Here is a 13,589-nt window from a genome sequence, read left to right on the forward strand (position 1 = left end):
CAGCTGGCGGACCGGGAGGCGACCCCGCGCCGGCCGAGTCAGGTCAGTCGAGACTTGCGACGAAGCGAGTGACCGCCTCCGGCTTGAGGCGCTGCGCGAGGCGGCCGGTCGGGGCGAGCGAGGCCAGCCGGTAGAGCGGCCGGTCCGCGGCGGCCTCGCCCTTGGCCTCGGCGCGGAGCTGGGCGACGAGCAGCTGGGAGAACACGAGCCCGCTGGTGTTGTCGCTGCCGGCGAGGATGTCGGCGAGCCGGCGCAGCACCAGGATGCCGAGCTCGCGACCGCCGGTGCCCGCATACACAGCCAGCGACAGGTTGATGGTCTTGCCCGCGCGGGCCACCAGCATGCCGATGGTCCGGGTGCCGCGAATGTCGGTGACCAGCAGCTCGATCCGATCCGCGTGCCGCAGGTCGACACTCTTGCGGCCCAGCGCCTTCGCGACGATCAGATCGCCCTCGAGCCACAGCCTGCGCCGGCCGGAAACCCAGGACAACAAGGTGAGCACCACGATCACGACCGCGGCGCTGACCAGGGCCGCGGTCTGGCCCGCGAGCAGGCCGACCAGGCCGCCGATCGCCGCGCCGAACACCACCGCGACGCCGAACGCGACGCAGCCGCGGCGGCGGGCGCCGGACTGCTCGGTGAGGTTGAGGGGGACACGTTCGGGCTCCGCCGCGGGGCGGCCGGGCTCGGTCACCTCACAGTCCCCGCGTCGGGCCGAACCCGGTGGGGTCGTCGAGCTCGAGGATGAACGGGTTCGACGCGCGCTCGCGGCCGATCGTGGTGCTGGGCCCGTGACCCGGCAGCACGACGGTGTCGTCGGCGAGCGTCATCAGCTTGGTGCGCAGCGACGTGACCATGGTGCGCATGTCACCGCCGGGCAGGTCGGTGCGGCCGATCGACCCGGCGAAGAGCGTGTCGCCGGCGAAGATCACCCGGCCGCCCTCGTCGAGCTCGCTGCGGAACACCACCGAGCCGCGGGTGTGGCCCGGCGTGTGGTCGACGGTGAGCGACAGCCCGGCCAGGTCGAGCGAGACGCCGTCGGCCAGCTCGCGGACCTCGGACGGCTCACGCATCTCCAGCCGCCCGCCGAAGAACTGCGCGCCCTCCAGGCTGATGCCCTTCAGCGGGTCGGTGAGCATCTCCCGGTCCTCGGGGTGGATCCATGCCGGGATGTCGTTGCCGTCGCAGATCGGCGCCACCGAATAGACATGGTCGAAGTGGCCGTGCGTGAGCAGCGCCGCCACGGGGGACAGCCGGTGCTTGCGCAGCGCCTCGGTGATCGGCTCGACCGCGTCCTGGCCGGGATCGACGATCACACACGGCTCGCCCTCACCGGACGCGACGAGATAGCAGTTGGCCTGGAAAGCCCCGGTGGGGAAACCGACAACAAGCACGAGCGAAACTTACACGCCGCCGATCGCCCGCCCGGTCAGACCGAACGCAGCCTGCGGAACCGGGACCACGTGGCCATTCTGCGGTCGGCCCGGTTGCGGTGCGAGTGGTCGCCGGTGACGTCGACGTTGGCCACGCAGATCCGGTCGCGCCCGTGCCGCTTGGCCGCGCGCAGCGACACGTCGGCGTCGAGCATCAGGTCCTCGAGGTCGAGCTCGGCGAGGTCGCCCAGGCAGTAGGTGGCCACGCCCATCGACGCGGTCTGGCCCTCGATGGTGGCCGACATGTCGCGGGTGACCTTGGCGGTGACCGACATGTCGCTGATGCCGCGGCGGATGCGCTCGGCGACGGCGAGGGCCTCCTCGAGACCGGACTCGGGCAGCAGCACGATGAACTCGTCGCCGGCCGAGCCGCCGTAGCGGCAGGCCAGGTCCCCCTCGCGGGTGGTTTCGCGGATGACGTCCGCGACGCCGCGCAGGATCGTGTCGCCGGCGAGGTGGCCGTAGTTGTCGTTGACGTCCTTGAACCGGTCGAGGTCGATCATGATCAGCGCGATGGAGTTCCCAATGCCGCGCGACCGGGCGACCTCCTCCGCGGCGAGCTCGTCCCAGTGCCAGCGCTCGATCAGCCCGGTGGGCCGGTCCGTGACGACCTGGCCGCACGAGTTGCAACGCCGGTGGCTGTCCGGCACCGGGTGCAGTGGACGCTCGCCGGACCGTGGTGCCACGATCTCGGGTTGCTCATGACCGGACTTCCGGTCGGCGGCCCCCGTCGCCGACTTTCCCGTCCCCGCCCTCGCGGTGCTCATCGACTCTCCCCTGCCATGCTCACCTGTGGGTTTAGGTGACTCCATGCCGGTTCGCCGTCGATCGACGGTCCTCACCGGCCGTATACAGGTAACTATCGGGAGTCACGCAGGGGCTGAACAGTGTTGACGTGTTGACGGTTTGAGGAAACACCGAATGGGGGAATCACCAGGTGCGGTCGGCAATCACTCTCGGTCACCAGACGCCCACTTGTCGCGCGGTGCCCGATAGTCCGCGTAGCGGTCCAGCACGGCGTCGACGTCCGTCTCGACGATGAGCATCCCCCGATACTCGCCGTTGAGAAAGCCCTGTCCCGCCATGTGGTCGAGAAACCGCAGCATGGGCTGGTAGTAGCCGTCCACGTCGAGCAGCGCGATCGGCTTGTGGTGCAGGCCGAGCTGGGCCCAGGTGAACACCTCGAAGAGCTCCTCGAGGGTGCCCGCACCACCCGGCAGGGTGAGGAACGCGTCCGCGAGCGACGCCATCAGCGCCTTGCGTTCGTGCAGGTCAGCCACCACGCGGAGGTCGGCGAGCCCGGGGTGGGCGACCTCGCGGTCGACGAGTGCCTGGGGGATCACGCCGATCACCTCGCCGCCGGCGGCGAGCGCCGCGTCGGCGACCACGCCCATCGTGCCGACGCTCGCGCCGCCGTAGACCAGCCCGACGCCGCGTTCGGCCAGCGTGCGGCCGACTTTCTCGGCCGCCGCCCGGTAGCTCGGGCCGATACCTGTCGATGATCCGCAGAAAACGCATACCCGCATAGACATGATCACATCACGTACCCCCGGTCTGGCATCCCGACCGGGTTGTCTGGTTGAGTGCCACAGCGTGCGCATCATTCTCGACACCGATCCGGGGGTTGACGACGCCCTCGCGATCATGTACTTAGCGGCCCAGGAGGACGCTGAGATCGTCGCCGTCGGTAGCGTCCACGGCAACGTACCGGCCCCACTCGGGGCACTCAACGCACTCCGCGTGCTCGAGCTGGTCGGGCTCAACCCGCCGGTGACCGTCGGCGCGGCGCGGCCGCTGGCCCAGCCGCTGCAGACCGCGGAGTTCGTGCACGGCGACGACGGGCTGGGCGGTCACGCAGGGCCACCGCCCCGCGGCACCATCGCCCCCGGCTCGGCCGCCGAGCAGATCGTGCGGCTGGCCCGCGCGCAGCCGGGCGAGCTGACCCTGCTGGCGCTCGGGCCGCTGACCAACATCGCGCTCGCGGTGCTGCTCGAGCCCGACTTACCGGCCCTGCTCCGGGCGGTCGTCGTGATGGGCGGCGCGGTGACGGTGCCCGGAAACATCACGCCGTACGCCGACGCGAATTTCTACCACGACCCGGAAGCCGCCGATCTCGTGCTCGGCGCGGGATTTCCCGAATTGACCCTGGTCGGTCTCGACGCCACCGAGCAGGCCCGCGTCGGCACCGAATGGCTGACCGCACTGGCGGAGCTGGCCGGCCCTCGCGCGGAATTCGCCAACAACCTTCTGGACCACTATGGACAGTTCTATTCCACGATGTTCGGCGAGCATTCCTGCACGCTGCACGACCCGCTCGCGGCCGCGATCATGCTGGACCCGAAGCTGGCCGGATACCGTGCCATGCCACTGGGTGTGGAGCTGACAGGAACGCACACCCGCGGTCAGGTCGTGTCGGATCTGCGGTCCATCTCCAGCGACGCCTACATTTCCACGAACGCCGGCGCCGGACGCGTGCCGATCAAGGTCGCGGACAAGGTGGACGTGCCCACTTTCCTCGACCAGATGTTCAATTCCCTGAAAAGCTGACCGCTCCGCCGGTCTCGCTCAACAGCTCCCGCAGATCGGCCGCGCGGGGATCGCCCAGCTCGTCGAAAATCTCGAATGCGGCGCGCAGCGACGTGGCGGCCAGCTCGGGTTGTCCGCCGTCGTGCAGTAAAAGCCCTTGCTTGTGCAGCACCTCGCCCTCGCCCCACCGGTCGCCGAGGTCGTGCCGGGTCTCCAGGGCACGGTCGAAGCAGTCGAGCGCGTCGGTCCGCCGGGCGAGCTCGGAGTACGTGTCGCCGAGCTTGACCAGCGAGTAGCACTCGCCGTAGCGGTCCTCGATGTCGCGGAACAACCGCAGCGCCTGCTCGAGCGCGTCGACCGCGCGGTCGTAGTCGCGCAGGCAGCGGTAGGCGTCGCCGACGTTGGCGAGCGCGATGCCCTCGCCGTGCCGGTCGCCGACCTCGCGGAAGATGTCCAGCGCCTCGCCGAAGTGCAGCGCGGCCGCGTCGAACCGGCTCTGGTCGAAGCCGATGAAGCCGATGCCGGTGAGGCTCCACGCCTGCCCGACGCGGTCGCCGATCTCGATGCGCAGCGCGCGGGCCTGCTGGAAGCACTCCTTGGCCTCGTCGATGCGGCGCAGCTCCCGGTAGGCGATGGCCAGGTTGTTGAGCACCCACGCCTCGCCGTAGGGGTCGCCCGCCCGGCGCGCGCCGATGACGCCGACCTCGTGCGAGGCCACCCAGGACGTCCAGCGCTTGCGCAGGTGCAGGTAGTTGAACGAGCCGGCGGGCAGCTTCCACCCGGCGACGTTCTCGCCGATCTCGACGGCGGTGCGGGTGGCGGTGGCGATGTTGGACATCTCGATCTCGCACCACTCGAGCGCCGACTCGTAGTCGAAGTCGGCGACCTCGATGTCGAACTCGGACTTCTCCAGCGTCGGGTCGTGCCGCTGCGGGGCGAGCATGTGGTTGGCGGCGTAGGTGTTGTGCAGGTACCAGTCGACCATCCGGCGCAGCGCGAGGATCCGCTGCTCCTCGGGCTCCTCGGCGCCCGCCTGCTCGGCCGCGTAGACCCGCAGCAGGTCGTGCATCCGGTACCGGTCGCTGCCCAGGCCCTCCACCAGGTGCACGCCGGTGAGCCGGTCGAGGAGGCGGCGGGCGCGGACCACGGACTGGCCGGCCAGCGCGGCCGCGGCACCGGTGCGCACGTGCTGGCCGGTGTGCAGGCCGATGAGCCGGAACATCCGCGCCGCGTCGGCGGACAGGTCGCGGTAGGACCAGGAGAAGACCGTCTTCACGGCCACCGAGTCGTCGGTGGCGAGCGCCTCGAGCCGCTCCTCCTCGACGGCGAGCTCCTCGACGAGCAGGCTCACCGAGTGGTGCGGGTGGGTGGCGACCCGCTCGGCGGCGATGCGCAGGGCGAGCGGCAGGTGGCCGCAGCGGCCGGCGAGCGCGCGGACCGCCTCCGGCTCGGCGGCGGCCCGGTCGGTGCCGATGACCTTGCGCAGCAGCGTGATCGACTCCTCCTCGGTCATGGGCCCGAGGGTGATCCGCCGGTCGCCGTTGATGGCGAGCCCGCCCAGGCGCTTGCGGCTGGTGACGACCACGCCGCAGCCCGCCGACGCCGGCATCAGCGGCTGCAGCTGCTGGGAGTCGGCGGCGTTGTCCAGCACGACCAGCACGTGGCGGTCGGCGAGCACGGAGCGGTAGAGCTTGGCGCGGGCCTCGAGGCCGGCCGGGATGACGTCGATCTGGACGCCCAGCGCGGTGAGGAACTCCTCCAGCACCTCGTCGGCGATGCGCGGCTGGCCGTCCGGGGAGTAGCCGCGCAGGTCGACGTAGAGCTGGCCGTCCGAGTAGTGCTCGACGACCGTGTGCGCGACGCGCAGCGCGAGCGCGGTCTTGCCGGCGCCGGGCGGGCCGTCGACGGCGACGATCTGCGGGCTGCCGGGGTCGCCCGCCGACGCCAGGTTCTGGGCCAGCGCGGCGAGCTCGGCCTCCCGGCCGACGAACGTGGCCGCGGCGGCCGGCAGCTGGGCCAGCCGCACGGGACCGCCCGTGGCCGCGGCGAGCGCGATGAGCTGGCCGTCCGCCTCGAGGACCTGGTCGCACTTGCGGGCCAGCTCGGCCGACGGCGGCGCGCCGTGCTTGATCTTGGATAGCCAGCTCGGCGTGTAGCCGATGAGGTCGGACAGGCGACGCCAGGACAGGCCCCGCTTGCGCAGCAGCCGTTCCAGCTCCTCGGCGAACGGCGATGTCCCGTCGTCTCGCCTCTCTTGCATGGAGTCCACCTTGTCAGTACACAGCGTTGGGTCTCTCATCGGTACGTGTCACTGCTGCCACGCCCAGTATCCAGTTTTCCACCCCCGAAGGGCAGCGGTCACACCGCATTGGCTCCGAACCTGGCAATCGGCTGAGAATTTCGCGGACCTCAACACGGTTCTTACCGGGGGTACCCATAGACTGCCGCCCGGCAAGGACGTCTGAGGTCAGGAGGGTGCCCGGTGCCGAGCAACGAGCAGCGTCGGCAGGCAGCCAAGCGCAAGCTGGAGCGACAGCTCGCCCGCCGGGCGGAGCGCGCGAAGCGGCGCCGCATCTGGGGCGTGGGCCTGACCGTGATCGTGGTGGTCGCGGTGGTGGGGCTGGTGTACTGGCTGACCAACCTGGGTCCGGACAAGTCCCAGGCCGCCGCCAACCCCAGCGACACCCAGTCGGCCGGCACGACCACCAAGGGCCCGTGCGCCTACGCCGAGAGCGCCGCCGCGCAGCCGCCGAAGAACGTCGGCATGCCGGAGGACCCGGCCAAGACGCCGAACACCGGCACGGTCAAGGTCACCCTCAAGACCAACCAGGGCCAGATCCCCCTCACGCTGGACCGCGCGAAGGCGCCGTGCACCGTGCAGAGCATGGAACACCTGGTCAAGGAGAAGTTCTTCGACAGCACCACCTGCCACCGGCTCACCGCGTCCGCGGGGCTCAAGGTGCTGCAGTGCGGTGACCCGAAGGGCGACGGCACCGGCGGCCCCGGCTACTCGATCCCCGACGAGCTGCCGAAGGACCTCGCCAACGCGCCCGCCAACGCGTCCGGCCAGCCGCTGAAGCTCTACGAGCGCGGCATGCTGGCGATGGCCAACAGCGGCCCGAACTCCGGCGGCAGCCAGTACTTCATGGTCTACGGCGACTCCACCCTGCCGCCGAACTACACGGTGTTCGGCCAGGTCAGCGAGTCCGGCCTGCGGGTCATCGACAAGATCGCCAAGGCGGGCATCACGCCGGGCAACAGCCCCGACGACGGCGCGCCGAAGAAGCCGGTCCAGGTCCAGAGCGCCACGATCGCGAAGTGACGTGCGGCAGCGGATGGCCGCCGCCGGCCTGATGCTGGCGGCGGTGCTGGTCGCCGGGTGCGCGACGCGGACCGGCGGCGAGCCGGTGGGGGCCGGGTCCCCCAGCTCCTCCGGCTCCTCCGGCAGCGACGCGCCGGCCACGACGTCGTCGGACGGCACCGCCGCGGCCGACCCGTGCGAGTTCACCGCGACACCCGGCGAGGACGCGCCGGTGGGGCTGCCGCCGCACGAGGACACCCCCGCCAGCAGCGTGCTGCTGGAGACGAACACGGGCGACCTGACGATCACGCTGAACCCGGAGGCCGCGCCGTGCACCGTGCGCAGCTTCGTGCACCTCGCGAGCGAGGGGTTCTACACGGACACCAAGTGCCACCGGCTGACCGCGTCCGCGGGGCTCAAGGTGCTGCAGTGCGGCGATCCCAAGGGTGACGGCACCGGCGGGCCCGGCTACTCGATCCCCGACGAGCTGCCGACGACGCTGACGCCCGCGCCGGGCGCCGCTCCCGGGGCGGTCGGCTACCCGCGTGGCACGGTCGCGATGGCCAACGCGGGGCCGGACACCGGCGGCAGCCAGTTCTTCCTGGTGTACGGCGACTCCACGCTGTCACCCGACTACTCGGTGTTCGGCACGCTCGACCCGACCGGACTCGCCGCGCTGGACGTCGTCGCCGCGGCCGGCGTCGCACCGGGCGGCATGTCCTCGGAGGACGGCGCGCCGAACAAGCCGGTCAGCATCACCTCCGCGAAGGTGAGCTGAGCTTCTGTCGGTGGCCCCTGCCACAATCCGGTGCGTGGACCGCTATCTGGAGCGACCAGTGGCCGTGCCCGCACGCGGGCTGCTCACGTGCGTGTGGTCGCGCCACGTCTCTCCCGTGGCGACCGATCCGCAGCGGATCGTGCCGGACGCGTGCGTGGACATCATGTGGCACCGGCAGACCGGCCGGCTGTTCGTGGCGGGGCCGGACACCCGGGCCCACCTGTTCGAGCCGGTGCCGGGCGAGCTCGTGGGCGCCCGCTTCCACACCGGCCGCTCGCCGGGCGGGCTCGGCGTGCCCGCGGACGCCCTGCGCGACGAGCGGGTCGAGCTCGCCGAGCTGTGGCGGCCCGACCGCGTCCGCCGGCTGGCCGACCAGCTCGCCGCCACCGGCTCGACCACCGGCGCTCAGCACGTGCTCACCCGCGCCGTGCTCGCCGGCGTGCCCGCGGGCCCCGACCCGGCCGTGCCGGCGCTGCTGCACCTGGCCCGCGGCGGCACGCGGGTGGGCGCCATGGCCGACGCGGTGGGGCTCACCGAGCGCCAGCTGCACCGGCGATGCCTGGCCGCGTTCGGCTACGGGGCCAAGGTGCTCCAGCGGGTGCTGCGGTTCGACGAGGCCATGCGGCTGGCCCGCGGCGGCACCGGGCTCGTCGACGTCGCGTACCGGGTGGGGTACGCCGACCAGGCACACCTGTCCCGTGAGGTGAAGGCGCTCGCGGGGGTCAGCCCGACGGAGTTCCTGGGCCAGACCTGACAGCGGCCTCTTAGTCCACTCAGGACAGCCGGCCGTAGGCCGTGAGGACCGACAGCGCCTCGATGGTCACCCAGCCACTCCACTCGTACGCGATCACCGGGTTCCAGATCCGCCACCGCACCGGCCAGCCGCCGTCCGCGCCCTGCTCCGCGAGCAGACCGTCCAGGCCGGACTCGAGCTCCGCGTCGGAGAACCATTGCCGGGCAAGGGAATCCGGCCGCGGCGCGTAGTCGTGCGGGTGCTTCACCTCGCCGGGCGCGTATCCGTCCGGAACGGGCTCGTCGCCGGTGATGCGCACCAGCCGTCGCGTTCGGACTGTCTCACCGAGACGCTCGGCGGCCCGCCGGGCACGGTCGCGGTCCGGTGCGTGGTCGAGGAACGACAGGCACGCCAGCACCTCGTACGGGTGGGTGTCCGTGAGCGCGTCGATGGTGCGCCAGCAGAAGTCCGCGGCCGGCGCCAGCCACGGGTGCTCGACACCGTTCTTGTGCAGGAGGCCGGCGACGGTGGCGGTGGGGATCAGCGAGCCCACGTAGTCGTCCGGAATCTGCCACCAGGGCGCCATGGGATATCCGCGTGCCGACGGATGCACGAACGGCGCACCGCCGTCCGCCGCACTCACCGACGCGAAGTAGTCGCACATTCCCTCGACCAGCTCGCCCTCGGCCACGCCGGCCTCGTCGAGAATCGAGAGGGCACCCATCGTGGTCACCGGCTGGCTCCCGGGTGCCCGGCAGTCCGGCTCCAGCGCGTTGCCGAACCCGCCGTCGGGGTTGCGGTAGGGCACGAGGGCGGCCACCACGTCGGCGGCCGCGCCGGCGCCGAACAGGTGCTCGAACCGCCGGCGCTCCAGCACCCGGGCGGACATCAGGACGTGGTCGGCGGCGCGGGCCAGGACGTCGTTCTTGGCTTCGGTCACGTGACCCAACCTAGGTCGCGCGGGCACCGCGGGTCTTGAACGAATCGGACGTCAGGACGCCGAGGTGACCCGGTAGACGTCGTACACGCCCTCGACGCTGCGCACGACCTTCAGCACGTGACCCAGGTGCTTGGGGTCGCCCATCTCGAAGCTGAACCGGCTGACCGCCACCCGGTCGCGGGACGTGGTGACCGACGCCGACAGGATGTTGACCTTCTCGTCGGCGAGCACCTTCGTGACGTCGGAGAGGAGCCGGTGCCGGTCGAGCGCCTCGACCTGGATGGCCACCAGGAACACCGACGAGTCCGACGGCGCCCACTCGACGTCGACGAGCCGCTCGGGCGTGGCCAGCAGCTCGCCCGCGTTGGTGCAGTCCGTCCGGTGCACGCTGACCCCGCCACCGCGGGTGACGAAGCCCAGGATGTCGTCGCCCGGCACCGGGGTGCAGCAGCGGGCGAGCTTGACCCAGATGTCGTTCGCACCCTTGACGATGACGCCGGCGTCGCCGGTGGCGCGGCGGCGGGTGACCGTGGACGGCGTGGCCCGGTCGGCCAGCTCGTCCTCGGCGTGCTCGACGCCGCCGAGGAGCGCCACCAGCCGCTGCACGACGTGCCGCGCGGAGGTGTGGCCCTCCCCCACGGCCGCGTACAGGGCGCTGACCTCGGCGTAGCGCAGCTCGCGGGCGAGTGCCGCCATGGAGTCCGCGGAGACGAGCCGCTGCATCGGCAGGCCGACCCGGCGCACCTCCTTGGTGATCGCCTCCTTGCCGGCCTCGATCGCCTCTTCCTTGCGCTCCTTGGCGAACCACTGCTTGATCTTGGCGCGGGCCCGCGGCGACGCGGCGAAGGCCAGCCAGTCGCGGGTGGGGCCGGCGCCCTCGGCCTTGGAGGTGAAGATCTCGACCACGTCGCCGTTGTCGAGCTTGCGCTCCAGCGCGACGAGCCGGCCGTTGAGCCGCGCGCCGATGCAGCGGTGGCCGACCTCGGTGTGCACGGCGTAGGCGAAGTCGACCGGCGTGGAGCCCGCGGGCAGCGTGATGACGTCGCCCTTGGGGGTGAAGACGAAGATCTCGCGCGCGGCGAGGTCGTAGCGCAGCGACTCGAGGAACTCGCCCGGGTCGGCCGCCTCCCGCTGCCAGTCGAGGAGCTGGCGCATCCAGGCCATCTCGTCGATCTCGACGGTCTGGCCGTCGTGGGTGCCGCGGGTCTCCTTGTAACGCCAGTGCGCGGCGATGCCGTACTCGGCGGTGCGGTGCATCTCGTGGGTGCGGATCTGCACCTCGAGCGGCTTGCCGTCCGGCCCGATGACCGTGGTGTGCAGCGACTGGTAGACGCCGAACCTCGGCTGGGCGACGTAGTCCTTGAACCGGCCGGGCATCGGCTGCCAGAGCGCGTGCACCACGCCCATCGCGGCGTAGCAGTCCCGCACGTCGTCGACCAGGATGCGGACGCCGACCAGGTCGTTGATGTCGTCGAAGTCGCGGCCGCGGACGATCATCTTCTGGTTGATCGAGTAGTAGTGCTTCTGCCGGCCCTCGACCTTGGCGTTGATCCGGGACGCCTCCAGGCTCGAGGTGAGCTCGTCGGTGACCTTGTGCAGGTACGTGTCGCGGGACGGTGCGCGGGTGGCGACGAGGCGGACGATCTCGTCGTACTTCTTGGGCTGCAGGATGGCGAACGCGAGGTCCTCGAGCTCCCACTTGACGGTGGCCATGCCGAGCCGGTGGGCCAGCGGGGCGAGCACCTCGAGGGTCTCGCGGGCCTTCTTGGCCTGCTTCTCCGGTGGCAGGAAGCGCATGGTGCGCATGTTGTGCAGCCGGTCGGCGAGCTTGATGACCAGGACGCGGGGGTCACGCGCCATCGCGATGACCATCTTGCGGATGGTCTCGGCCTCGGCCGCGCTGCCGAGCTGGACCTTGTCGAGCTTGGTGACGCCGTCGACGAGCCGGGCGACCTCCTCGCCGAAGTCCTCGTGCAGGTTCTTGAGCGAGTACTCGGTGTCCTCGACGGTGTCGTGCAGCAGGGCGGCGACGAGGGTGATCGTGTCCATGCCCAGCTCGGCCAGGATGGTGGCGACGGCGAGCGGGTGGGTGATGTAGGGGTCGCCGGACTTGCGCCGCTGGCCGCGGTGGGCCTCCTCGGCGACGTCGTAGGCGTGCTGGAGCAGTGGGAGCTCGGCCTTGGGGTGCAGCTCGCGGTGGACCGCGGCGAGCGGCTCGAGCACCTGCTTGACGGGGGCCGAGCGCTGGGCGGTGATGCGCCTGGCGAGGCGCGCGCGAACCCGGCGCGTCGCGGACGGCGCGCGCGGGGGGACCTGCTGCCCGGCGCCGTCCTGCTGCGCCCCGGTCTCGACGTTCTGGCTCACTCGCGGCTCCTCTGTTAGTTGAGAATAGCCGCGAATCGATCCCGGAACGTTCAACGGGTTGCTGCTACGCTGTTGTTGAAGCTTCAACCTTTGGGAGACGTTCATGGCCATGCCGGTGCTGTACCTCAGCCACGGAGCCCCGCCCCTGGTCGATGACCAGGTGTGGACCCGCCAGCTGGCGGCCTGGTCCGCGTCCCTGCCCCGGCCGACGGCGGTGCTGATCGTGTCCGCGCACTGGGAGAACGCGCCGCTGACACTCGGCGCCACGACGACGATGCCGCTGGTGTACGACTTCTGGGGCTTTCCGTCGCACTACTACACGGTGCGGTACCCGGCTCCTGGGGCGCCGGCCCTCGCCGCTTCGGTGCGGTCGCTGTTGTCGGCTTCGCCGGTGTACGAGGAGCCCACGCGGGGGCTCGATCATGGGGCCTACGTTCCGCTGGTGGAGATGTTTCCCGCTGCCGACGTGCCGGTGCTGCAGATCTCCATGCCTTCTCTGGACCCCGTCGAGTTGATGTCCGTCGGCCGGCGGTTGGCCCCGTTGCGGGAGGAGGGGGTGTTGATCATCGGTAGCGGGTTCTTCACGCACAACCTGTCGCAGGTGACCATGACTGACCCTGGCGCCGCGGCGCCGTCCTGGTCAGCGGAGTTCGATAGGTGGGGGGCTGAAGTGCTGGCCTCGCGGGACTTCGACTCGCTGATCGACTTCCTGCACAAGGCGCCGTCCGGGCATCTTGCGCACCCTCGGACCGAGCACTTCGCGCCGTTGTTCGTCTCCGTTGGCGCATCTCTGGCGTCCGGGGAGGAGGCTCCGCAGTCCGTCATCGACGGGTACTGGTACGGGCTGTCGAAGCGCTCCCTGCAGTTCGCCTGAGCCCTAGATTGCCTGCAGCGCCTCGATGTTCCTGCTTTTCAGGCGATCGCGTGCGCCTAGTGCTGTCAGCTCCAGGACCACCGAGATCTTCGCTACTTCCGCGCCTGCTCGCTCCACCAGCTCGCACGCCGCCGCTACCGTGCCGCCCGTTGCCAGCACGTCGTCCACCACGGCGACTCGCTGGCCTGCTCGGAGGACATCCCCCGGCAGTTCCAGCGTCGCCGTGCCGTACTCCAGGGCGTAGTCGACCCGGTCGGCTACCACGGGGAGTTTTCCGGGCTTCCTGATCGGGACCAAACCGCAGCCCAGGGCCGCCGCGAGGGCGCCGCCCAGGAGGAAGCCTCGTGCCTCCACCGGGGCGATGACCTCCACGTCGGACGGAATGGTCTTGGTCAGGGCCTCCACGAGTGCCCGGAACGCCTGCGCGTCCGCGAAAAGGGGGTTCAGGTCGCGGAACAGTACGCCCGGCTCCGGGAAGTCCGGAACCGTGCGTACCAATCCCAGCGCGCGCTCGAGATCGCCCAACGTCGGCTAGTGCCGCTTCTTGCCGGATGGGCGGCCCGAAGGTTTGCCCGTCGCCCGGCCGCCCTGCTTTCCCGTCGGCCTGCGGCGGTTTTCCGCTGCCTTCGGGTTGCGGGTG

General features: G+C 71.1%; 13 protein-coding genes. 5 read left to right on the forward strand and 8 right to left on the reverse strand.

What is annotated here, in order from left to right:
* Positions 1-43: 43 nt before the first annotated feature.
* The 4 genes from VGD70_RS36325 to VGD70_RS36340 form a co-directional block, all read right to left on the reverse strand.
* Positions 44-694, reverse strand: a complete 651-nt coding sequence (locus tag VGD70_RS36325; protein ID WP_331089616.1) for a hypothetical protein — start codon at positions 692-694, stop codon at positions 44-46.
* Position 695: 1 nt separating this feature from the next.
* Entirely contained in the window at positions 696-1,394 is a 699-nt protein-coding gene (locus VGD70_RS36330; protein ID WP_331089618.1) for an MBL fold metallo-hydrolase, read from the reverse strand.
* 35 nt (positions 1,395-1,429) lie between these two features.
* Entirely contained in the window at positions 1,430-2,200 is a 771-nt protein-coding gene (locus tag VGD70_RS36335; protein WP_331089620.1) for a GGDEF domain-containing protein, read from the reverse strand.
* 183 nt (positions 2,201-2,383) lie between these two features.
* Positions 2,384-2,959, reverse strand: a complete 576-nt coding sequence (locus VGD70_RS36340; RefSeq protein ID WP_331089622.1) for a TIGR00730 family Rossman fold protein — start codon at positions 2,957-2,959, stop codon at positions 2,384-2,386.
* Positions 2,960-3,026: 67 nt separating this feature from the next.
* Here VGD70_RS36340 and VGD70_RS36345 point away from each other — a divergent pair, with 67 nt between their 5' ends.
* Positions 3,027-3,980 (forward strand): nucleoside hydrolase, encoded by a 954-nt coding sequence (locus tag VGD70_RS36345; RefSeq protein WP_331089624.1) that lies wholly within the window; start codon positions 3,027-3,029, stop codon positions 3,978-3,980.
* Here VGD70_RS36345 and VGD70_RS36350 read toward each other — a convergent pair.
* Positions 3,961-6,219: a tetratricopeptide repeat protein gene (locus VGD70_RS36350; protein ID WP_331089626.1), complete on the reverse strand. Its 2,259-nt coding sequence runs from the start codon at positions 6,217-6,219 to the stop codon at positions 3,961-3,963. The two genes, VGD70_RS36345 and VGD70_RS36350, sit on opposite strands and share 20 nt — an antisense overlap.
* A 222-nt stretch (positions 6,220-6,441) precedes the next feature.
* On the opposite strand from VGD70_RS36350, the gene VGD70_RS36355 reads away from it, so the two are divergent.
* The 3 genes from VGD70_RS36355 to VGD70_RS36365 are packed head-to-tail and all read left to right on the forward strand — an operon-like array spanning position 6,442 to position 8,792.
* Complete coding sequence (locus VGD70_RS36355; RefSeq protein ID WP_331089628.1) at positions 6,442-7,281, forward strand: peptidylprolyl isomerase; 840 nt, start codon at positions 6,442-6,444, stop codon at positions 7,279-7,281.
* A gap of 1 nt (position 7,282) precedes the next feature.
* The gene (locus VGD70_RS36360) at positions 7,283-8,038 is read left to right on the forward strand and encodes a peptidylprolyl isomerase (RefSeq protein WP_331089630.1); all 756 of its coding nucleotides are present in this window, start codon (positions 7,283-7,285) and stop codon (positions 8,036-8,038) included.
* A 34-nt stretch (positions 8,039-8,072) separates the two neighbouring features.
* Positions 8,073-8,792: a helix-turn-helix transcriptional regulator gene (locus tag VGD70_RS36365; protein ID WP_331089632.1), complete on the forward strand. Its 720-nt coding sequence runs from the start codon at positions 8,073-8,075 to the stop codon at positions 8,790-8,792.
* A gap of 19 nt (positions 8,793-8,811) precedes the next feature.
* On the opposite strand, the gene VGD70_RS36370 is transcribed toward VGD70_RS36365, so the two are convergent.
* Together VGD70_RS36370 and VGD70_RS36375 are read right to left on the reverse strand one after the other, a co-directional pair.
* On the reverse strand, positions 8,812-9,711 hold the full coding sequence (locus VGD70_RS36370) for a hypothetical protein (protein ID WP_331089634.1): 900 nt from the start codon (positions 9,709-9,711) through the stop codon (positions 8,812-8,814).
* A 51-nt stretch (positions 9,712-9,762) separates the two neighbouring features.
* Positions 9,763-12,075, reverse strand: coding sequence for a bifunctional (p)ppGpp synthetase/guanosine-3',5'-bis(diphosphate) 3'-pyrophosphohydrolase (locus tag VGD70_RS36375; RefSeq protein WP_331089636.1), 2,313 nt, complete (start codon positions 12,073-12,075; stop codon positions 9,763-9,765).
* 103 nt (positions 12,076-12,178) lie between these two features.
* On the opposite strand from VGD70_RS36375, the gene VGD70_RS36380 reads away from it, so the two are divergent.
* Positions 12,179-12,949 (forward strand): class III extradiol ring-cleavage dioxygenase, encoded by a 771-nt coding sequence (locus VGD70_RS36380; RefSeq protein ID WP_331089638.1) that lies wholly within the window; start codon positions 12,179-12,181, stop codon positions 12,947-12,949.
* A gap of 3 nt (positions 12,950-12,952) precedes the next feature.
* Here VGD70_RS36380 and VGD70_RS36385 read toward each other — a convergent pair whose 3' ends face one another.
* Positions 12,953-13,474 (reverse strand): adenine phosphoribosyltransferase, encoded by a 522-nt coding sequence (locus VGD70_RS36385; protein WP_331089640.1) that lies wholly within the window; start codon positions 13,472-13,474, stop codon positions 12,953-12,955.
* Between the last annotated feature and the right edge of the window lie 115 nt (positions 13,475-13,589).

Source organism: Actinophytocola sp. (assembly GCF_036402745.1).
GTDB lineage: Bacteria > Actinomycetota > Actinomycetes > Mycobacteriales > Pseudonocardiaceae > Actinophytocola.